The organism is Methylotenera sp. 1P/1 (assembly GCF_000384355.1).
Classification (GTDB): Bacteria; Pseudomonadota; Gammaproteobacteria; order Burkholderiales; family Methylophilaceae; genus Methylophilus.
On sequence record NZ_ARWC01000001.1, the window covers coordinates 1,524,241 to 1,544,048 of the forward strand.

Here is a 19,808-nt window from a genome sequence, read left to right on the forward strand (position 1 = left end):
GTATTAATTACAAATTGGGTTGAGAGATGTCCATAGGCAATCAAATTCGCAGCTTGCGCAAATTACAAAATGTAACGTTACAGCAACTTGCGCAACTGACAGAGTCCGATGCAGGCAATCTCTCGCGCATTGAGCGCGGGGAGCTTGGCGTATCAGAAGCACTGATTCGCAAAATTGCCACGGCACTTAACACGACACCGGCCATACTCTTTGCCGAACAGTTGGCGGCCAATGAAAAAACAACGCCCCAATTAAGCCAACAGGCGCCATATACGCTGAACAGCAGCAACACCAAAGACTTTGTGCATTGGTTCCGCTCAGCTGCGCCGTATATCCACGCATTTGGCGGCCGAACCTTCGTCATCGCATTTGGTGGCGAAGTGGTCAGCGAGCAACAGTTTATTGCACTCTCTCATGATTTAAACTTACTAGCCAGCCTAGAAGTAAGGCTGGTATTGGTGCATGGTGCGCGCCCACAAATTGAACAACGGTTGAAACGCGACAAGCTCACACCCGCTTTTCATAATGGCTTGCGCGTGACCGATGATGCCGCGATGGAGGCAGTGAAAGAAGCCAACGGCGCGGTGCGCGTAGAAATTGAAGCACTACTATCGATGGGTATTGCCAACTCACCCATGGCAGGCGCGGATATTCGCGTAGCGAGTGGTAACTTTGTGACCGCAAAACCGTTGGGGGTGTTAGATGGCGTCGATTTACAACATACCGGCGAAGTACGCAAAGTGGATGCGATTGGCATTCAAAAACGGCTGGATGATAACGAGCTGGTACTGCTATCGCCGATGGGTTACTCACCAACAGGTGAAGCATTTAACTTGAGCTTGGAAGATGTTGCGGTAAGTACCGCGATTGCACTGGATGCAGAAAAGCTCATTTTCTTAATGGACTCTGAAGGCGTGCATAACTTGCGCGGTGAATTACTGCGGGAGATGACTGCAGAAAAAGCGAAAAATCTGCTCAAAAACGTACAAGAAAGCGATGAGCCCATTCATTTTTCCGAAGACGTCAATTTTTATTTGCCGGCCGCAGTGAGTGCTTGCGAACATGGCGTGGCGCGTACACACTTGATTTCTCGTCATATTGACGGGGCAATCATCCAAGAGCTATTTACGCATAGCGGCATTGGCACCATGATTACGGAGTTACCGCTTGAAACCATGCGGCAGGCCAATATTGACGATGTCGGCGGCATACTCAAGCTGATTGAACCGTTAGAGAACGAAGGTATTCTAGTACGGCGCGGACGCGAGCGCATCGAGATGGAAATCAATCATTTCTATGTAATGGAACACGATAATCGTGCCATTGGTTGTGCCGCGTTATACCCTTTTCCAGATGAAAAAATGGCAGAATTTGCCTGCCTAGCGATTGATCCGCAATACCGTGGTGGTGGCCGTGGCGACAAACTATTCAATTATTGCCAAGCACAGGCCAAAAAACTTGGGTTCAATCAAATATTCTGCCTAACCACACGTACCGAGCACTGGTTTTTAGAGCGCGGATTTATTGAAGAGTCTATCGACGAATTACCGCAAGAAAAACAGGCGTTGTACAACTTCCAGCGTAAATCTAAAGTGTTTGTTAAACCGCTGTAAGATTTTTTCGATACAATCACACACATTCACTATTGCAGGAAACAACATGCTCACCCAAACCTCAGCCGCGCAAAAGGCACAAACCCTTGCAGAAGCCTTACCCTATATCAAACGCTTTTTTGATAAAACCATCGTCATTAAATACGGTGGCAACGCCATGACGGATGAGCATTTAAAGCAATGTTTTGCGCAAGACGTCGTGTTGCTTAAGTTGGTAGGCATGAACCCTGTGGTGGTCCACGGCGGCGGCCCTCAAATTAATGAGATGCTAGATAAGCTGGGAAAAAAAGGTGAGTTTATTCAAGGCATGCGTGTGACCGATGAAGAAACCATGGATGTGGTAGAAATGGTTTTAGGTGGCCAGGTCAACAAAGAGATCGTGAATCTCATCAACCGCCATGGCGGCAAAGCAGTCGGCCTTACTGGGCAAGACGGCAACTTTATTCATGCGCACAAATTGCTGATGGAAGATTTAAAAGACCCCAGCAAGATGATAGACGTAGGGCAAGTGGGCGAAATTTCTGCCATTGACCCTAGTATTATCAACTTTTTAGACAGCGGCGATTTTATCCCTGTTGTAGCGCCCATTGGCGTAGGTAAAGATGGCGAAACCTACAACATCAACGCTGATGTGGTGGCCGGCAAATTGGCTGAAATTTTAAATGCAGAAAAATTGATTCTATTGACCAATACGCCTGGCGTATTGGATAAAAGCGGTGAATTACTCACTGGCCTGACACCCAAGCAAATTGACGACTTGGTCGAGGATGGCACATTATCTGGCGGTATGTTGCCGAAGATTGGCTCAGCCTTAGATGCTGCACGTAGCGGCGTAAAATCGGTACATATTATTGATGGCCGTGTAGAGCATGCGCTGCTATTGGAAGTGCTCACCGATGAAGGCGTCGGTACACTGATTAAAGCTAAGTAACTTTAACGCGCATTATTTGCGGATACTTTGTTGGCTGCCTCAGAACCTCCTTGCCGTAGTATATCTACTGGCTGCGTCAGTTGTTCGTTGTCGCTTGGCCTCAGCTACATACTGAGGCTAAACCATGCCATCTAAAGTCTATATTTTTGATTTAGACGACACACTCCACAACGCCAGCGCACATATCTTTCCGGTCATGAATCGCGCCATGACGCAGTACATCATGGCTGAATTAAATATGGACGAAGCTGCCGCACATGCATTGCGGCAGCATTATTGGCAGGTATACGGTGCCACCCTCAAAGGCTTAATTCGGCATCATGGTGTGAATGCACACCACTTTCTCAAAGAAACCCATGCGTTAACCAATCTGCCGAGCATGGTGATTCAGGTAAAGCGAATGAGGCACTCGTTAAGACAGCTCAAAGGACGTAAGTGTGTGTTCACTAACGCACCGCGAGAATATGCGATACGCGTGCTACAACTGCTGGGCATCGACGACTGTTTTGAATTAGTATTCAGCGTTGAGTCTACCCGCTTTCATGCAAAGCCGAGTGTGCGCGGCTTTCAAATGCTACTGAACACCTTGAATGTCAATGCGCGTGATTGCGTGATGTTGGAAGACAGTTTACCGGCACTGATGACCGCCAAACGTTTGGGCATGCGTACCATTTGGGTGAGCCGTACCTTGAATAAACCAAATTTTGTGAATTATAGAATTAACTCAGTGTTAGCACTTACTGACCTTAGGCTATAATTGGCAACTAGACAAGATCATGTTCAGTACATTCACTGACAACAATAATAAGTAAGGATAATTTATGGCTTCTGATCGTAAACAGCAAATTCTAGAAACACTGGCCCAGATGCTGGAAACTCCCAAGCGCGAAAAAATCACCACTGCCGCGTTAGCTGCGCGACTGGATGTTTCAGAAGCGGCTTTATACCGTCACTTTGCCAATAAGGCGCAAATGTTTGAAGGGTTGATTGAGTTTATCGAGAATTCTATTTTCGGCGTAATTAACAAAATTACCAGCGATGAAATGGACGGTACCAAGCAAGTACAATTAATTGTGAGCATGTTGCTACGTTTTGCAGAAAAAAATCCGGGCATGACACGCGTACTGATTGGCGATGCACTAGTCAATGAAGATGATGCATTGCAGTTGCGTATTAATCAATTGTACGACCGCATTGAAACCAGCATTAGACAATCGCTTAAAATTGCCATTGCACAAGGCGAGAACAAGCAAGACCCAACAGCATTAGCAAACTTGATGGTGTGTTATGTCACCGGGCGTTGGCAGCAATATGCCAAAAGTGGCTTTAAACGCAAACCTTTAGAGTTTTCTACAGAACAGATTGCATTGATGCAACGTTTGATTCACTTTGTAAACTAAATACTTCAACCTTAAAACAACTCAATTTATACACTTAGCAGCTATGGACAATACGGTTTTTGGCTTTAACGAAGCACAGATCACGGAGTTTGGACTCACTTACGGCGTAGGCGGGCTGATGCTGTTGATGTTGTTCATTGTGGGGCATCTTGCATGGAAATGTAAGGCTGGCAAAACCGGTACCTTTATTTTGTTTTTAGCACTGACGTTTGGCTTATTAGGGTTTATTGCTAAATTCGCAATCCAGCATTACCTCAATATTCACTAAATAGCGTTTTCAATCGCACTTAATCTGGCATTAAACACAGCCTGTTTGATCTCTTCAGGCTGTGTAAACTGTTTGGCAATCGCCCCTGCATCCACTTGCAGTGCAGCTGTCAAAGTTTTATCGAGTAACTCCGCTTCATGAAGGGCGCAGTTTTCCAAGCCCGTTCTGCCGCGTGAGTCTGCTTCACAGGCTTGTAGAAATGATTGAAACCGTTGCGGTTGGCGTATGGCATCCAGCTCCATTAAAAAACTCAGCCGCGTAGCCGGTTTCATTTGCGTGACTGCATGTAATTTGCCATGAAATTGCGCCACCATTACTGCCAAATCGCGGCAATCATTTGGCACACGCAGCCTTGTCACCACATCTTTCAGTAGAGAAACACTACGCTGCTCATGCCCAATATGGCGCGGCAGCATATCTTGCGGTGTCGTTCCTTTGCCCAAATCATGTGTCAGCGCAGCAAAGCGCACCGGCAAGCTAAACTGTTGCTTAGCAGCATAATCCACCACCATCATGACATGCACGCCGGTATCGATTTCCGGGTGGTGTTTTTCTGGCTGCGGGACACCCCACAGGCGGGCTAACTCTGGGAAAATGCGTTCAAGCGCGCCGCACGCACGTAGCACCTCAAACATGCGGCTAGGCTTAGCTTCCATCAAACCTTTTGCCAGTTCTTGCCATACGCGCTCTGGCACCAATGCATCCACCTCGCCAGCCACCACCATGTCACGCATTAACTGCATGGTTTCCGCGGCCACAGTAAACTCTATAAACCGTGCAGCAAAACGTGCAAGGCGCAAAATACGTACAGGGTCCTCCACAAAGGCTAGACTTACATGCCGCAGCACTTTGGCTTGGATATCTTGTTGTCCGGAGAATGGGTCGATCAATGTGCCATCGGTAGCTTTTGCAATGGCATTGATGGTCAAGTCCCGTCGTGCTAAATCCTCTTCCAAGGTGACATCAGGCGCGGCATGGACGGCAAAGCCTTTGTAGCCTTTGGCTGTTTTACGCTCTGTTCTAGCAAGCGCATACTCTTCATGCGTTTTGGGGTGCAAAAAAACAGGGAAATCTTTGCCGACTGCTTTGTAGCCAGCATCTATCATGGCTTCCGGCGTGGATCCTACCACCACATAATCGCGGTCTTGGATCGGTAGTCCAAGCAGCTCATCGCGTACCGCACCCCCTACGCAGTAGATATCCATCTTGGTTAGCGTAATTAAAAACGACTAGCGTTTAGCATTAATTGCACGCCCAGCAGCACTGCGAAAACCATCGTATGCGCCACGCGGGGTTGCATTGGTTAGATACTCAGGCACGACGGCTTCTAATGGCATCAGCGATACGCCCAACTCTGATGGCAACGTTTGCAAAGTCACGCTATCCACACGCATGGAGCGCACATTATCGCGACTCATGAGTTTGACTGGCAGAAACTCCATCGCGAAGCCTTGCAAATAGGAAAGCTTATCGCTGAGCCCAATAATAGGGCGCGAAATACCCAACATTGTCATGACTTTTTGAATCAACTCACGGAAGCTATACACTTGCGGCCCACCCAATTCATAAGTCTTGCCATAGGTATCCGTATTTTCTAGCGCATTGACCATGCAACTGGTCACGTCTTCCACCCAAATTGGCTGGAATCTAGCATCTGGTTTTGCCAATACAATGACTGGCAACAGCTTCACTAGGCTTGCAAACAAGTTAAAAAAGCTATCGTGGCGGCCAAAGATAATCGAAGGTTTAAAAATAGTAATGTTCAGTTTTTTGCTGAACTCACCTACTGCGGATTCTCCCGCCGCTTTGCTACGCAGATACTGACTTGGCGCAGACTTGCTCGCTTGCAATGCACTCATATGAATCAAGCGCTCAATGCCTAACTCGCCACATACTTGCGCCAGTCTTCTTGGTAATTGATGATGGACTTGCTCAAAACTTGCACGCCCGGATTCATGCAGAATGCCTACCAGATTGATTACTGCATAACTGCCTTCCAGCATGCTTTTCAGTTTTTGCTGCTCAAAGATATCACACTGCACCACCTGTACATTAGGTAGCAATATCAGATGCTTAGCCGATTCTCGACGACGGGAGATGACAGTCACCTGATAGCCTGCCGCGTCTAACTTTGCTACTAGGCTGCTACCCACAAACCCTGATCCGCCTAATACTGTGATTTTTTTCATATGATGACCTACTCGTTCGAATTTAAATTAGAGTCTAGCTCACTGCTGTTCTTTGCAGGAATCACGCCTAAACGTTTTTTCAATGGAATACTGACCAAACCTAAGCGTTGGGTATACATATGCGCATTCGCCATGACTTTTTTAACGTAATTGCGTGTCTCACTAAACGGGATGGTCTCTGCATATATCGCACCCTCAAGCGGAATATTCCCCATCCATTTTTTTGCACGGCTTGGCCCTGCATTATAAGCCGCCGTAGCCATCGTTTCTTGGCCATTAAACTGATCTGCGGTATAGCGCATGTAATAGGTACCCAAAGAAATATTAGTATCTAAATCGTGCAGCATGCCGTGATTGTAATCGCTCCAGCCCACTTTATTGGCTACCCATTTGGCAGTAGCCGGCATTATTTGCATTAAGCCAGAGGCACCCACCCCAGATTTTGCATAGTGCATAAAGCGGCTTTCTTGGCGAATGATGCCATAAACCCAGGCCTCATCTACGTTCTGCTCACTGGCAGCATCTTTCATTAAGTCCCGATACGGCGTAGGGTAGCGCAAATTAAAATTATGCACCTCTTTGGTTTGGTCTGCCGTGATCACAGCTAGGTCATACCATTTATTTCTGGCTGCGTACTCAGCAGCCACAATCAACTGTTCGTCACTCAGGTTATCGGTCGCTACAGTCCATTCCAGCTTAGCTTCCCAACGAAATGCCAATCGCTGCAAGGCTTCTGCGCGTAATACCGGCGCTAATTTTGCAAAAGCATTTACCGCAATATCATCCGGCACATACTCTATTGGCTGCGCACGCATACTGGCTTCTAGCTCCTCCTGCGCAAGCCAGCCATAAAAATGACGCTCAGTCGACAACGCGGCAAATAAGCCATTGGCTTCTAGCATCTGATTCTGCACTTTGAGCGCGCGTGCTTTCCAATAGCGCCACGTAGCCTCATCTGACTGCTCGGTTGGCATCATGGCTACCACTTCCAGCAAGCCATCCCAATTGGTTTGGCGCAATGCGGCACGCGCATACCAATCGAGCTGATCTCGCGTGAGCGCAGTATTCTCTGCCAATCTAAACCATTGATACGCCTCTGGTTCATGGCGTTGTGCGGCCAGCAAAGCTAAGCGTCCATAAAAATAGCTTTTTTGCTCTGCATTGAACAAGCCTTCTATCTTTTTGAATGCACTCAATGCCTGCGCAGAGTCTGTACGCGCCAATTGATTAAGTGCGTATAAATAAAGTTCTTTTCCGTACGCAGTTTTTTGATTGGCTGTTTTCTTCGCTATCGTTTTGGATGGGCTGGCATTAACTGCGTCAATCTGTTTTTGCAGCGCGGCATCGCCTGCCGGGCTTCTTTTAGCGATGCCTTTTGCTAATGCCACGCGGTTTTCCGCCAACGCCATGCGAAAGCGCGCCACCAAGTCTTCTTCTGTAATGACATGAGCCGCCTGCATTTTATCAAACAGCACATTACAGTTAGTAGGCTGCTCTTTGGCTTGAAACCATAAGACCTTCGCCGATTCTAGCGTTTTGCCATCATTCACGGCAGCGTTGGCCTCTGCAGCATAACAAGTGATGGCAGGGTCTTGTAACTGGTACTGCGGATAGATGTCTAAAAAAGCCGCCCAATTTTGCTGCTTAGCCAGTTTTTTGAGCCATTCACCCCTAAACCTATCAGCAAACGGGTAGCCATCGTAGCGTGTTAAAAACTCGGAGACATTGGCCTGGCTCACATCATCCAGACTTAATAGCATCAGCCAATACTCAGCATAAGGCGCTAGTACATGCTGCATGTCCTTGAGTCTATTGACGCTATCGGCGAGTGCAAAGCTATTTTTTTTATCGTAAGCAGCGCGTGCCAGCAGCACTTCGTCATCGCCAGTATCGGCGTAGACAGACATCGCATGTGATGCGAACAGCAACGTACAAAGGAGGGAGCAATAAAGAAAGTGGCGGCGTAACATATCAGGGGCATCTCATCTTAAATACGCAACACGCGGCTCACAAAAAACAATAACATCACAAACAATAAGAACCAACCTGCCAATTGTGCAAGCCGTTTGAGTATGTGCAAGTATTTTTTATCTTGGCTATAGACATATAGCCCTAATAAAATAAATGCAGCAATAATCAGTACAATGACCGTTAGTCTAATCACAATCATGTGTACACCTCTTGTGAAATCGACTCAAAACCCATACAAGCGTTACCCGCTAAAATGCGGCATCAGTGCAGGTGTAAAATATTGACGCTGCTCGACAAAGCCAGCAGGCGCATCTTCAAGATGTTCAAACACTGCAAACTCCCACGCATCCGAATCTGCCAGCAAGGCGCGTAATAGCTGATTATTCATGGCGTGGCCTGATTTAAAGGCAGTAAACGCACCTAAAATTGGGTGCCCCAGCATGTACAAATCGCCAATCGCATCTAGCACTTTATGCTTGGCAAATTCGTCCTCATAACGCAATCCATCGGCGTTCAATACACGATATTCATCCAGCACAATGGCATTATCCAAGCTACCACCACGCGCTAATCCATTGGCCCGCAAGTACTCTACCTCGTGCATAAAGCCAAAAGTACGCGCACGGCTAATTTCTTTGATATAGGAATTATCGGCGAAATCAATGCTGACAGTCTTGCCGGAGTGGTCAAACACAGGGTGTGCAAAATCAATGGTGAATTCCATTTTAAAGCCATGATAGGGCTCAAACTTCACCCATTTATCGGCTTCTTTCACGTCCACCGTTTTTTTAATTCTAATAAACTTCTTCGGCGCATTCTGTTCCACAATCCCGGCGGATTGCAGTAAATAAATGAATGGGCCAGAACTGCCATCCATGATTGGAATTTCAGAGGCTGTTACTTCAATACGAATATTATCTACCCCCAAACCGGCAAGGGCAGACATTAAGTGCTCAACGGTGGCTACACGCGCGTCACCATGCTCTAGGGCAGAGCACAGACGCGTGTCTTTCACTGCGTCAGGGGTTGCTTGAATCTCTGGCGCACCGGGCAAATCGGCGCGACAAAAGACAATCCCCGAGTCAATGGGCGCAGGCTTCAGCGTCATGATGACTTTCTCACCATTATGCAGGCCGACGCCAGTAGCACTCACTGTTTTTTTCAGTGTTCTTTGTTTTAGCACTTAATGTTCCTACAACAATATGTTTTCTATGATGATACCTACTATACACAAGTAGTTTAACACCATCTACATTGCAGTTTCACCCGCTATTGCTACGCAAAAATTGAGCGGATTAATCTGCTTGCTTACGTAAAAATGCTGGGATGTCATATTCTTCCACACCAGACATTTTCATGGCCTCTACTTGTGCACGACGGTTGTTGCTTGTAAATACAGCCGGCGCTTCTTCCTCAGTTTCCATGCCTACATAGATAGGTTGGTTAGTGGTGCCGTCGCGTACGGTGGTCATCACTTTTAACTCAGGTTTTTGCTGGCGACGCGCAACCGCACCGTTCAAGCCAGTCGCTACCATGGTCACACGTAATTTGTCGCCCATGTTTTCATCCATCACATTGCCCACAATCACGGTGGCATCTTCTGCGGTGAACGCTTTAATGGTGTTCATGACATCGTAGTACTCTTTCATTTTAAAGTTAGTACTTGCGCTGATGTTCACCAATACGCCGCGTGCATTCGCCAAGTTAACATCTTCCAACAATGGGCTTGCCACTGCTTGTTCTGCAGCAATACGCGCACGATCCGGACCACTCGCTTCCGCAGAACCCATCATTGCCATGCCCATTTCAGACATCACGGTACGTACATCGGCAAAGTCGACGTTGACCAAGCCCGGGCAATTAATGATCTCTGCAATACCTGAGACAGCATTATGGAGTACATCGTTCGCAGCACGGAACGCTTCTAAGAACGGTACATCCTCGCCCAATACTTCCATCAATTTCTCGTTTGGAATCACAATCAGTGAGTCAACGTGTTGAGAAAGCTCTTCTAAACCGTCTGCCGCTACTTTGGTACGCTTGCCTTCAAACGCAAATGGCTTGGTCACTACAGCTACCGTCAAAATACCCATTTCTTTGGCGACTTCTGCAATAATCGGCGCTGCACCCGTACCAGTACCACCACCCATACCGGCAGTGATAAATAACATGTCTGCGCCATCGATAATTTCAGCAATACGATCACGGTCTTCTAATGCAGCTTCACGACCGATTTCTGGTTTTGCCCCTGCACCCAAGCCTTTAGTGATGTCTTGACCAATTTGCAATACCGTTTTTGCATGGCTTTTCTTCAAGGCCTGCATATCTGTATTGGCGCAAATAAACTCTACACCGCTTACGTTTTTGGTCATCATGTGTTCTACAGCGTTACCACCGCAACCACCCACACCAATCACCTTGATTACCGCTTCTTGTGAATCTCTTTCCATAATTTCAAACATCTTGAACCTCCTTTTGCCTTTTGTTTTTAGGTCAATTGAATGGATATTCGCTTAACCCAGCCCTAAATCAAACTTCTCACTACCAAACCTACTACTTACTAAAAATTACCTTGAAACCAACTCTTCATTTTTTCAAAAATCCTGCCTATGGAGCTCGATTGCATTTGTCCCATCAATTGACGTTCTAATTGCTGTTTACCCATGAGTACCAAGCCCACGCCGGTGGCATACCTTGGATTGCTAATTACCTCAGATAAGCCCGCCACATAACGTGGCATGCCTAAACGCACTGGCGTGTGGAAGATTTCTTCGCCTAACTCCATCATGCCTCGCATGGCTGCCGAACCGCCGGTAATGACAATGCCAGAAGCAATCATCTCTTCCATGCCGCTGCGTCTGAGTTCTTGCTGCACAAATTCATACAGTTCCACTACACGTGGCTCAATCACTTCTGCTAGGGTTTGAATAGAAAGCTGACGTGGCTCACGCCCGTCTACGCCTGGTACTTCCACTACTTCACGGGCATCGGCAAGCTGTCTAAGCGCGCAACCGTATTTCACTTTAATCTCTTCAGCCGATTGCGTAGGGGTACGGAAAGCCACTGCAATATCGTTGGTCATTTGGTCGCCCGCAATTGGGATGACTGCGGTATGGCGAATCGCACCGTTTTTAAACACAGCAATATCCGTAGTACCACCGCCGATATCGACCAAGCACACGCCTAGTTCTTTTTCGTCTTCCGTCAGCACCGCCACGCTAGATGCCAATGGTTGTAGAATCAAATCACTCACCTCTAATCCACAACGCTTGATGCACTTGACGATATTTTGTGCGGCAGCCACTGCACCGGTCACAATGTGCACTTTCACTTCTAACTTCATGCCGCTCATGCCAAGCGGCTCACGCACATCTTCCTGGCCATCAATAATGAATTCTTGCGTGAGGATGTGTAAGATTTGCTGATCCGCCGGCAAAGCAATCGCACGTGCAGTTTCCACCACGCGGTCTACATCCATCTGCGATACTTCTGCATCTTTAATTTTGACCATGCCGTGTGAATTCAAACTTTTGACATGGCTACCTGCAATCCCAGTGAACACCGTGTTAATTTTGCAATCGGCCATCAACTCGGCTTCTTCAATCGCACGTTGTATCGCCTGCATGGTGGAATCGATATTAACCACCACCCCTTTTTTCAGGCCTCTGGAAATGTGCTGCCCCAGCCCGATGACTTTCAAGGAGCCTTCCGGCAATAGCTCAGCCACAATCGCGACAATTTTGGATGTCCCAATGTCGAGCCCAACAATTAAATTTTTATCTTCCCGTACTTTACTCATGTGTGTTCCCCGCCTTTATTCTTTCGCCGCTCATGCTGATGGTTTAGGTGCTACCTTTTGCGTCATATGTGCTGGCTTACGTACCGCAAATCCGTTGGGATACCGCAAATCCGCATAAGTCACTTTGACATTGAGCTGACTGAGCGTACTGAGGTACCCTTTGGTAAATTTTTCTAAACGACTCGCCATGTCTACACGCCCAATTGCAATCTGCATTCCATCTTGCGTTTTAATTTCCCAGGCACGCCTTGGTGACAACTTCACCTGTGCAATCGTTAAATTCGCTTTCTGTAAAATGGGGTAATAAGTGGCATAACCTTTCGTCACCTCCAACACACCATCGCCAGGCCCGTAAAAAATGGGCAGTGTGGCATCAGATGCCGCATGAAAAATCTCACCATGCGTATTCACCAGCGCCAAGTTACCCCAGCGCGCTAATGCTTGATGCTCTTCTACGCTCACTACAATCTGATCTGGCCAGCGTCTTCTGACACTAACGCTACGCGCCCACGGCAACTTTTCAAACGCATCACGCGTGCGCTCAAGGTTCAATGTAAAAAAGTTACCCTTCAAATGTTTGGCCACAATCAGCTTAATCTGCTCTCTGTTCACGTGCGTTAACTTGCCTTCTACGCGTACCTCGCGCAGTGGAAAAATCGGCAGATGCACCACAATAAACAGCAGGCCGTACAACATCATCACGATCGATATCGCGAACAGAAAATTGGCAATCCAATTTAATAGTTGCGGCTTATTCCACACGCGGTGCATCCTTTAATGTCATGGCCAAAATACGTAACACCAATGCCTCAAAACTCAACCCTGCTACCTTTGCCGCCATCGGCACCAAACTATGGTCCGTCATACCCGGGCTGGTATTCACTTCCAAAAAGTAGTGATTGCCTGCCACATCCATCAAGAAATCCACACGTCCCCAACCACTGCAGCCCAGCACATTAAAAGCTTGTATTGCCTCTTGCTGAATCTGCGCTTCTTTTGCTGCAGCCAAGCCAGATGGGCAGTGATATTCAGTGTCATCACGCAAGTACTTGGCTTCGTAATCGTAGTATTCGTTTTTCGGCACAATGCGGATGATGGGCAACGCGACACCTCCTAAGATGCCTACGGTAAACTCGCCACCCCCTACAAACGCTTCTGCAATCACTAGCGGATCAGCTTTGGCAGCCACGGCATACGCCTCTGCCAACTCGCTGGCTTGCTTGACTTTACTGATACCGATGCTGGAACCTTCATTGGCCGGCTTCACAAACAAAGGCAAGCCCAAACGCGCCACTACTTGTGCAAAGTCGGTGTGAGCATCCAACAGTTCAAACGCTGGCGTTACTACACCACTGGCACCCCACAATAACTTGGTGCGCCATTTATCCATGCCCACCGCAGAGGCCATGACACCACTCCCGGTATAGGGAATGCCCATCAACTCCAGTGCACCCTGAATGGTGCCGTCCTCGCCAAATCTTCCATGCAAAGCAATAAAGGCACGGTCGTAATCCGCCAGCTCGCTTAGGCTACGTTCTGCCGGGTCAAAGGCATGTGCATCTACACCCTGACGCAACAATGCAGATAACACGGCATTGCCGCTCTTCAGCGATACTTCGCGTTCGCCGGACTTCCCGCCCAACAACACTGCGACTTTTCCAAATTGTTTTACATCCACTTGTTTTACCTCTACTGCGCTATGCATACTCACCAATCACTCTCACCTCTTGATGCAACGCTATTCCGCGTTGCGCCAATACGGTTTCTTTTACATGTTTAATCAATAACTCAATATCCAAGGCCGTCGCATTGCCTAAGTTCACAATAAAATTGGCATGTTTTTCAGATACCTGCGCACCGCCCATCGTGTAGCCTTTTAACCCGCATTCTTCGATCAACTTGGCAGCGAATGTCCCTTCAGGGTTTCTGAAAGTAGAGCCGGCACTGGGCATATTCAGTGGCTGGCTGGCCAAACGGGTCGCCAATAACTGCTTAATCTTTTGTGTCGATTCTTTTGCATCACCTTCTGCCAGCGCAAACCAAGCGCCCAAAAACCACTCGCCATCTGCTGGAAATTGCACGTGACGGTAGGTCGGCACATATTCGCTTTTGCTACGAATATGCACATGGCCGCCCATATCAATCGTTTTCACCTGATGCACAATTTCCCAAGTTTCTGTGCCATAACAACCCGCGTTCATCGCCAATGCGCCGCCCACGGTACCGGGGATGCCCGCCATAAACTCAGCCCCTTGCTTGGCTTGGTTCGCGCAAAAACGCGCCAACTTACCACAAGTGACCCCGGCATCGGCGTATATCCATTCGCCCTCTACAGCTAGCTCTCTCAGGGCTTGATGCATCACAACCACCGTGCCACGCACGCCACCATCACGCACCAGTAAATTACTACCCAAGCCAATAAAATGTACTGGTTCGTTTTTAGGCAAACTGGCCAAAAATACTTGCAATTCCTCTACACTATCTGCAATAAATAACTGGTCGGCATTGCCGCCCACACGCCAACTGGTATAGCGTGCCAAGGGCTCATGCTTAAGCAGTAGCGAACCTGTTTTGGCTTGTGCCATCACTGTGCTAACTCCTTAGTTTTAGCTGCTACCTGACCTATGCTGCCTGCACCCATCACAATCACCACATCATCGGCTTGGGCAATATTCAAAATCGCTTCTGGCAGCGCATCAGTAGTTTCCACAAATATCGGCTCGTTCTTGCCTATGACACGGATGGCGCGGATCAAACTACGCGTATCCGCGGCCACAATCGGTGCTTCACCGGCTGAGTACACCTCTGTCAGCAACGCCACATCAGTGGTAGATAGCACGCCTACAAAATCCTCAAAGCAATCACGCGTACGCGTGTAACGGTGTGGCTGAAACGCCATCACTAAGCGGCGGTTGGGGAAGGCACCACGTGCTGCGGCAATCACCGCTTGCATTTCTACTGGGTGGTGACCGTAGTCATCAACCAAGGTAAACGTACCGCCCGCTTTGGCCGCAATTTCACCATAGCGCTCAAAGCGACGGCCAACGCCTTTGAATTCTTTGAGTGCTTTGATCATGGCTGCATCTGGCACATTCAACTCACTGGCTACGGCGATGGCCGCTAATGCATTCAACACATAGTGATGGCCGGGCAAATTCAATGTCACATCAAAAGTAGTCGTCACACCGTTAATACGCTCTACTGTAAAGTGCATCTTGCCGTTATCTGCAACGATGTTTTTGGCACGGATACGTGCATCATCCGTTGTGCCATAGGTCATCACCGGACGCGTCACGCGGGGCAATATCTCACGGATATTGGCATCATCGGTACAAAGCACCGCCATGCCCCAAAATGGGATCTGTTGCAAGAACTCAACGAATGCACTTTTTAACTTCTCAAAACTGTGTTCATAGGTGCCCATATGGTCGTGATCGATATTGGTCACCACAGCCAGAATTGGACTCAAGTGCAGGAACGACGCATCAGACTCATCCGCTTCCACCACAATATAGTCCCCAGTACCCAAGCGCGCATTGGTGCTGGCTGCTTCTAACTTGCCACCAATCACAAAAGTGGGGTCCATACCGGCCTCAGCCAAAATGCTGGCGATCAAACTAGTGGTCGTTGTTTTGCCATGCGTACCAGCTACTGCAATGCCTTGCTTGAAGCGCATCAACTCCGCCAACATTAATGCACGTGGAATCACTGGAATATTTTTCTCGCGGGCAGCAATAATTTCTGGGTTCTGTTCATTCACCGCGCTGGAGACCACCACCACATCCGCATCTTGCAAGTGTTCTTTGGCATGCCCTTGATACACAGTTGCGCCGTATGAAACCAAACGTTTGGTCGTCGCGCTGCTGGCCAAGTCAGAACCGCTGACGTTGAAATCCAAGTTAACCAACACCTCGGCAATACCGCTCATGCCGGAGCCACCGATGCCAATAAAATGAATGTTTTTTACTTTATGTTTCATATGTAAGTCCTAGTATGTTTAAGCACCGGCGAAGGCGCACTCCATACAAATTTTTGCAACCGTCACGGTCGCATCTGGCTGTGCCAATTGCTTAGCGCGCATGGCCATGTCCAAACATTTTTCACGGGTTAATCCACGTAAAATTTCGGTCGCTTTTGTTACATCAAAGGCTGATTGCTGCACCAAAATGGCCGCGCCATTTTCTGCCAAATACTGCGCATTGGTGGTTTGGTGGTCATCCACTGCAAACGGGAATGGCACCAACACGCTGGCAATTCCCACGCAAGCAATTTCTGCTACGGTAAGCGCACCGGCACGGCAAATTACTAAATCCGCCCATTTGTAAGCAGCCGCCATGTCATGAATAAATGCTTTTGCATCCGCCTTTACACCCGCTTGCTGATAATTGCGCTTCAGCACTTCAATATGTTTTTCACCGGCCTGATGCACGACTTCCGGCCTCACATCCTCTGGAAATGTAGCGAGCGCCTTGGGTAGCACATCGTTCAACGCGGCTGCACCTAAGCTGCCACCCACAACCAATAGCTTTAACTTGCCCTGCTGCATGGCATACCGTTTTTCAGGCGGTGCTAACTCTGTGAGATCCTGACGCACAGGATTACCCACTAACTGCGCCCGCTCACTCAATACATTGGGGAACGCCACCAGCACACGGTTGGCAATTGCACTTAATACTTTATTGGTGAGTCCAGCGATGGAGTTCTGCTCATGTACGATCAACGGCTTACCCATCAGCTTCGCCATCAGTCCACCAGGAAACGCGGCAAAACCACCCATGCCGAGTACCACATTCGGCTGGTGCTGTTGAATTGCTCGTCTTGCCTGCATCAATGCCTTTGTCAATTTCACCGGTAATAACAGCCAGCCTTTTAGGCCTTTTCCTCGCACACCCTGCATGGTCATCATGGCTTTGGCGTAACCTTTGCCTTCAATCAGGCGGTTTTCCATACCGCCTTCTGTGGCTAGCCACACCACTTGCCAGCCATGCGCTTTCAAATAGTCAGCCACTGCCATGGCCGGATAGACATGACCACCAGTACCACCCGCCATCACGAGAATGGTGTGTTTATCGAAACGGGTCACGGCGTTATCAAGCATCATGCTGGCAACCCCTTCTGTAACCTGCGGTTCTCAAAATCTATACGCAGCAAAATAGCCATGGCAATGCAATTAGCTAAGATGCCGCTGCCACCAAACGAGAGCAACGGAAGCGTCAACCCCTTAGTAGGCAGCACACCCATATTGACGCCAATATTGATAATGCCTTGCACACCCATCCACACACCGATGCCTTGTGACAACAGCGCAGCAAAGTAACGCTCATTCGCCACGGCTTCTTTACCAATGCCAAAGGCGCGAATCACAATCCACACAAATAAACCCAGCACCGTCACCACACCCACAAATCCGAGTTCTTCTGCAATCACCGCCAATAAAAAGTCTGTATGCGCCTCTGGCAGATACAGTAATTTTTCTACACTTGCGCCCAAGCCCACGCCAAACCATTCGCCACGACCAAACGCAATCAGTGCATGTGACAACTGGTAGCCCTTGCCATACGGGTCAGCCCATGGGTCCATAAAGCCAATCACGCGCTGCATACGGTAAGGCGAGCTTTTAATCAGTACAACAATGGCCACTGGCAGCAGGGCAATCAAGCCTGCGAAGATTTTTCCGTTAATGCCACCCAACCATAAAATGGAGATAGAGATCGCGGCAATCACAGCAAATGCGCCAAAATCAGGCTCACGCAGTAACAGAAACCCTACAATCACCATCACCGCCACCATCGGCAAAAACCCTTTGGTAATGCTATCCATTTGCTCCGCTTTTCTCACGGCATAATCTGCTACATACATGGCGGAAAAGAGCTTCACAAACTCCGAAGGCTGCACATTAATCACAAATAACGGCAACCAACGCTGACTACCGTTCACATTGCGACCAATGCCGGGCACTAGTACCAGCACCAGCAAGCCCAAGCCACCCAAAAATAAATAGGGTGCCATTTTTTGCCAAAGCGCCACAGGCACTTGAAATGCAACAGCACCTGCACACAGGCCAATCAAAATAAACATGGACTGCCGGACCAAGTAGTAAGTGGTTTTATGGCCGGTGTCGATATCCGCCTCAGCAATCGCAATCGAAGCCGAGTACACCATCACCAAGCCTAAGCCTAGCAGAATCAGCGTGACCCATAACAACATTTGGTCGTAGTTAGGTGAGCTCATACGCTCACGTGTCAACATCACGGGCGCTAGCATGTGGCTACCTCTAACGCTTTGACCGCATCAATAAATACCTCGGCACGGTGCACATAATTTCTGAACATATCAAAACTTGCGCAAGCGGGAGACAGCAACACAGCATCGCCCGGTGAGGCTACTTTGTGTGCAATGGCAACGGCTTCTTTTAAATCAATCGCATCGTAAATCGGCAATTCAGAGGCCAGCAATACAGCTTCAATCAAAGGCGCATCACGTCCGAACAGCACGATGGCACGCGCATTGGCTTGTATGGCTTCTAATAGTGGTGAGAAATCCTGCCCCTTACCATCGCCACCAGCTAATAACACTACTTTTTGTGGCTTACCGGCTTTCATCATGCCTTTAATCGCAGCACAAGTAGCGCCCACATTGGTGCCTTTGGAGTCATCGTAGAAATCAATCTCGTTGATGGTGGCCACCCATTCCACACGATGTGGCAAGCCTTTAAATTGACGTAGCACTTGCATCATTGCCGCTTTGTCCACACCAATACTACTGCACAGTGCAATGGCGGCAAGCACATTGGCCACATTATGTTGACCATTGATTTTCAAATCCGCCACTGGCATCCATTTACGCTTGCCACTGGTGAGCCATAAGCCATTGGCTTCCATTACGCCAAAATCAGAATAGTTTTGCGCTTCATTTAAACCAAACGATAACGCCTCAGTCGTTGTTAGCCCCAAACTGGCTGGGTCGTCACGATTGACTACAGCCAAAGTAGCATGCTGATAAATACGTGCTTTGGCCGCAGCGTAATCTTGTATGCTGTCGTAGCGGTCCATATGATCTTCAGAAATATTCAACACCGTCGCAACATCCACTTTAAGGCTGTAAGTCGTTTCTAGCTGAAAACTAGAGAGTTCTAATACATATACATCCGGTGCACGCCCACTAAGGGTATCCAACACTGGCAAACCAATATTGCCAGCAACAATGGTATTGAGTCCGGCTTGTTTACAAATCTCGCCCACCAAAGTCGTCACAGTGGTTTTGCCATTCGAGCCAGTAATCGCAATCACTTTTGCACTACTTGGCCGATGCAATGCAAACAACTCAATATCACCTATCACGCGTTTACCTTGTGCAATGGCAGCTTGTACAGCGGGCTCTTGCAATGACACACCCGGGCTAATCACAATAAAATCGCATGCCATCAACACTGCAGCATCAAAGGGCCCCGTGTGCACTTTGACACTTGGGTACGCTTTGATTAGCGCATCTACACCTGGCGGGTTCAGACGCGAGTCAGCCATGGTCACCACAGCGCCTTGCTTCAGCAGCCAGCGCAACGCAGAGAGGCCTGTCTCTCCCAGCCCGAGCACTAATACATGTTGATTTGAATAAAGCATGTTCATCTAAGCTTGTGT

At 48.3% G+C, this 19,808-nt stretch carries 19 protein-coding genes; 5 read left to right on the top strand and 14 right to left on the bottom strand.

The annotated features are described in order from the left end of the window. Positions 1-26: 26 nt before the first annotated feature. The 5 genes from argA to A3Q3_RS0107230 all read left to right on the top strand — a co-directional run bounded on the left by argA (position 27) and on the right by A3Q3_RS0107230 (position 4,212). Positions 27-1,613: an amino-acid N-acetyltransferase gene (argA, locus tag A3Q3_RS0107210; RefSeq protein ID WP_020182910.1), complete on the top strand. Its 1,587-nt coding sequence runs from the start codon at positions 27-29 to the stop codon at positions 1,611-1,613. 46 nt (positions 1,614-1,659) lie between these two features. Continuing rightward, positions 1,660-2,544, top strand: coding sequence for an acetylglutamate kinase (gene argB, locus A3Q3_RS0107215; protein ID WP_020182911.1), 885 nt, complete (start codon positions 1,660-1,662; stop codon positions 2,542-2,544). Positions 2,545-2,668: 124 nt separating this feature from the next. Further along, positions 2,669-3,301: a pyrimidine 5'-nucleotidase gene (locus A3Q3_RS0107220; protein WP_020182912.1), complete on the top strand. Its 633-nt coding sequence runs from the start codon at positions 2,669-2,671 to the stop codon at positions 3,299-3,301. Positions 3,302-3,365: 64 nt separating this feature from the next. Next, complete coding sequence (slmA, locus tag A3Q3_RS0107225; protein WP_020182913.1) at positions 3,366-3,944, top strand: nucleoid occlusion factor SlmA; 579 nt, start codon at positions 3,366-3,368, stop codon at positions 3,942-3,944. Between the two features lie 43 nt (positions 3,945-3,987). After that, the gene (locus tag A3Q3_RS0107230; protein WP_020182914.1) at positions 3,988-4,212 is read left to right on the top strand and encodes a DUF2788 domain-containing protein; all 225 of its coding nucleotides are present in this window, start codon (positions 3,988-3,990) and stop codon (positions 4,210-4,212) included. On the opposite strand, the gene A3Q3_RS0107235 is transcribed toward A3Q3_RS0107230, so the two are convergent. The 14 genes from A3Q3_RS0107235 to murD form a co-directional block, all read right to left on the bottom strand. After that, entirely contained in the window at positions 4,209-5,417 is a 1,209-nt protein-coding gene (locus A3Q3_RS0107235) for a multifunctional CCA addition/repair protein (protein WP_020182915.1), read from the bottom strand. The two genes, A3Q3_RS0107230 and A3Q3_RS0107235, sit on opposite strands and share 4 nt — an antisense overlap. Positions 5,418-5,441: 24 nt before the next feature. After that, complete coding sequence (locus tag A3Q3_RS0107240) at positions 5,442-6,401, bottom strand: complex I NDUFA9 subunit family protein (protein WP_020182916.1); 960 nt, start codon at positions 6,399-6,401, stop codon at positions 5,442-5,444. 8 nt (positions 6,402-6,409) lie between these two features. After that, entirely contained in the window at positions 6,410-8,308 is a 1,899-nt protein-coding gene (locus A3Q3_RS0107245; protein ID WP_020182917.1) for a lytic transglycosylase domain-containing protein, read from the bottom strand. Positions 8,309-8,388: 80 nt separating this feature from the next. Then, a complete protein-coding gene (locus A3Q3_RS0107250) occupies positions 8,389-8,571 on the bottom strand; it encodes a hypothetical protein (protein ID WP_020182918.1) in 183 nt (60 codons plus the stop codon). 42 nt (positions 8,572-8,613) lie between these two features. Next, positions 8,614-9,555 (bottom strand): UDP-3-O-acyl-N-acetylglucosamine deacetylase, encoded by a 942-nt coding sequence (gene lpxC / locus A3Q3_RS0107255; protein ID WP_020182919.1) that lies wholly within the window; start codon positions 9,553-9,555, stop codon positions 8,614-8,616. 112 nt (positions 9,556-9,667) lie between these two features. Beyond that, complete coding sequence (gene ftsZ / locus A3Q3_RS0107260) at positions 9,668-10,834, bottom strand: cell division protein FtsZ (protein ID WP_020182920.1); 1,167 nt, start codon at positions 10,832-10,834, stop codon at positions 9,668-9,670. A gap of 98 nt (positions 10,835-10,932) precedes the next feature. Next, positions 10,933-12,171 (bottom strand): cell division protein FtsA, encoded by a 1,239-nt coding sequence (gene ftsA, locus A3Q3_RS0107265; protein WP_020182921.1) that lies wholly within the window; start codon positions 12,169-12,171, stop codon positions 10,933-10,935. A 30-nt stretch (positions 12,172-12,201) separates the two neighbouring features. Beyond that, positions 12,202-12,933, bottom strand: a complete 732-nt coding sequence (locus A3Q3_RS0107270; RefSeq protein ID WP_020182922.1) for a cell division protein FtsQ/DivIB — start codon at positions 12,931-12,933, stop codon at positions 12,202-12,204. Continuing rightward, on the bottom strand, positions 12,923-13,876 hold the full coding sequence (locus tag A3Q3_RS0107275; protein WP_020182923.1) for a D-alanine--D-alanine ligase: 954 nt from the start codon (positions 13,874-13,876) through the stop codon (positions 12,923-12,925). Before A3Q3_RS0107275 ends, A3Q3_RS0107270 begins: the two co-directional genes overlap by 11 nt. Then, positions 13,869-14,756 (bottom strand): UDP-N-acetylmuramate dehydrogenase, encoded by an 888-nt coding sequence (murB, locus tag A3Q3_RS0107280; RefSeq protein ID WP_020182924.1) that lies wholly within the window; start codon positions 14,754-14,756, stop codon positions 13,869-13,871. The genes A3Q3_RS0107275 and murB overlap by 8 nt, the downstream gene beginning before the upstream one ends. Continuing rightward, positions 14,756-16,150 carry a UDP-N-acetylmuramate--L-alanine ligase gene (murC, locus tag A3Q3_RS0107285; RefSeq protein WP_020182925.1) on the bottom strand — a complete coding sequence of 465 codons (1,395 nt, stop codon included), beginning with the start codon at positions 16,148-16,150 and terminating at the stop codon, positions 14,756-14,758. The genes murB and murC overlap by 1 nt, the downstream gene beginning before the upstream one ends. Positions 16,151-16,168: 18 nt before the next feature. Next, positions 16,169-17,272, bottom strand: a complete 1,104-nt coding sequence (murG, locus tag A3Q3_RS0107290) for an undecaprenyldiphospho-muramoylpentapeptide beta-N-acetylglucosaminyltransferase (RefSeq protein WP_020182926.1) — start codon at positions 17,270-17,272, stop codon at positions 16,169-16,171. Continuing rightward, a complete protein-coding gene (gene ftsW / locus A3Q3_RS0107295) occupies positions 17,269-18,435 on the bottom strand; it encodes a putative lipid II flippase FtsW (RefSeq protein ID WP_020182927.1) in 1,167 nt (388 codons plus the stop codon). The genes murG and ftsW overlap by 4 nt, the downstream gene beginning before the upstream one ends. Continuing rightward, positions 18,429-19,796, bottom strand: coding sequence for a UDP-N-acetylmuramoyl-L-alanine--D-glutamate ligase (gene murD / locus A3Q3_RS0107300; RefSeq protein WP_020182928.1), 1,368 nt, complete (start codon positions 19,794-19,796; stop codon positions 18,429-18,431). The genes ftsW and murD overlap by 7 nt, the downstream gene beginning before the upstream one ends. Between the last annotated feature and the right edge of the window lie 12 nt (positions 19,797-19,808).

Excerpts from the sequence above, each read along its gene's own strand:
- argA (WP_020182910.1), top strand. The coding sequence starts at position 27 with ATGTCCATAGGCAATCAAATTCGCAGCTTGCGCAAATTACAAAATGTA.
- argB (WP_020182911.1), top strand. The coding sequence starts at position 1,660 with ATGCTCACCCAAACCTCAGCCGCGCAAAAGGCACAAACCCTTGCAGAA.
- A3Q3_RS0107220 (WP_020182912.1), top strand. The coding sequence starts at position 2,669 with ATGCCATCTAAAGTCTATATTTTTGATTTAGACGACACACTCCACAAC.
- slmA (WP_020182913.1), top strand. The coding sequence starts at position 3,366 with ATGGCTTCTGATCGTAAACAGCAAATTCTAGAAACACTGGCCCAGATG.
- A3Q3_RS0107230 (WP_020182914.1), top strand. The coding sequence starts at position 3,988 with ATGGACAATACGGTTTTTGGCTTTAACGAAGCACAGATCACGGAGTTT.
- A3Q3_RS0107235 (WP_020182915.1), bottom strand. The coding sequence starts at position 5,417 with ATGGATATCTACTGCGTAGGGGGTGCGGTACGCGATGAGCTGCTTGGA.
- A3Q3_RS0107240 (WP_020182916.1), bottom strand. The coding sequence starts at position 6,401 with ATGAAAAAAATCACAGTATTAGGCGGATCAGGGTTTGTGGGTAGCAGC.
- A3Q3_RS0107245 (WP_020182917.1), bottom strand. The coding sequence starts at position 8,308 with ATGTCTGTCTACGCCGATACTGGCGATGACGAAGTGCTGCTGGCACGC.
- A3Q3_RS0107250 (WP_020182918.1), bottom strand. The coding sequence starts at position 8,571 with ATGATTGTGATTAGACTAACGGTCATTGTACTGATTATTGCTGCATTT.
- ftsZ (WP_020182920.1), bottom strand. The coding sequence starts at position 10,834 with ATGTTTGAAATTATGGAAAGAGATTCACAAGAAGCGGTAATCAAGGTG.
- ftsA (WP_020182921.1), bottom strand. The coding sequence starts at position 12,171 with ATGAGTAAAGTACGGGAAGATAAAAATTTAATTGTTGGGCTCGACATT.
- A3Q3_RS0107275 (WP_020182923.1), bottom strand. The coding sequence starts at position 13,876 with ATGCATAGCGCAGTAGAGGTAAAACAAGTGGATGTAAAACAATTTGGA.
- murB (WP_020182924.1), bottom strand. The coding sequence starts at position 14,756 with ATGGCACAAGCCAAAACAGGTTCGCTACTGCTTAAGCATGAGCCCTTG.
- murC (WP_020182925.1), bottom strand. The coding sequence starts at position 16,150 with ATGAAACATAAAGTAAAAAACATTCATTTTATTGGCATCGGTGGCTCC.
- murG (WP_020182926.1), bottom strand. The coding sequence starts at position 17,272 with ATGATGCTTGATAACGCCGTGACCCGTTTCGATAAACACACCATTCTC.
- ftsW (WP_020182927.1), bottom strand. The coding sequence starts at position 18,435 with ATGCTAGCGCCCGTGATGTTGACACGTGAGCGTATGAGCTCACCTAAC.
- murD (WP_020182928.1), bottom strand. The coding sequence starts at position 19,796 with ATGAACATGCTTTATTCAAATCAACATGTATTAGTGCTCGGGCTGGGA.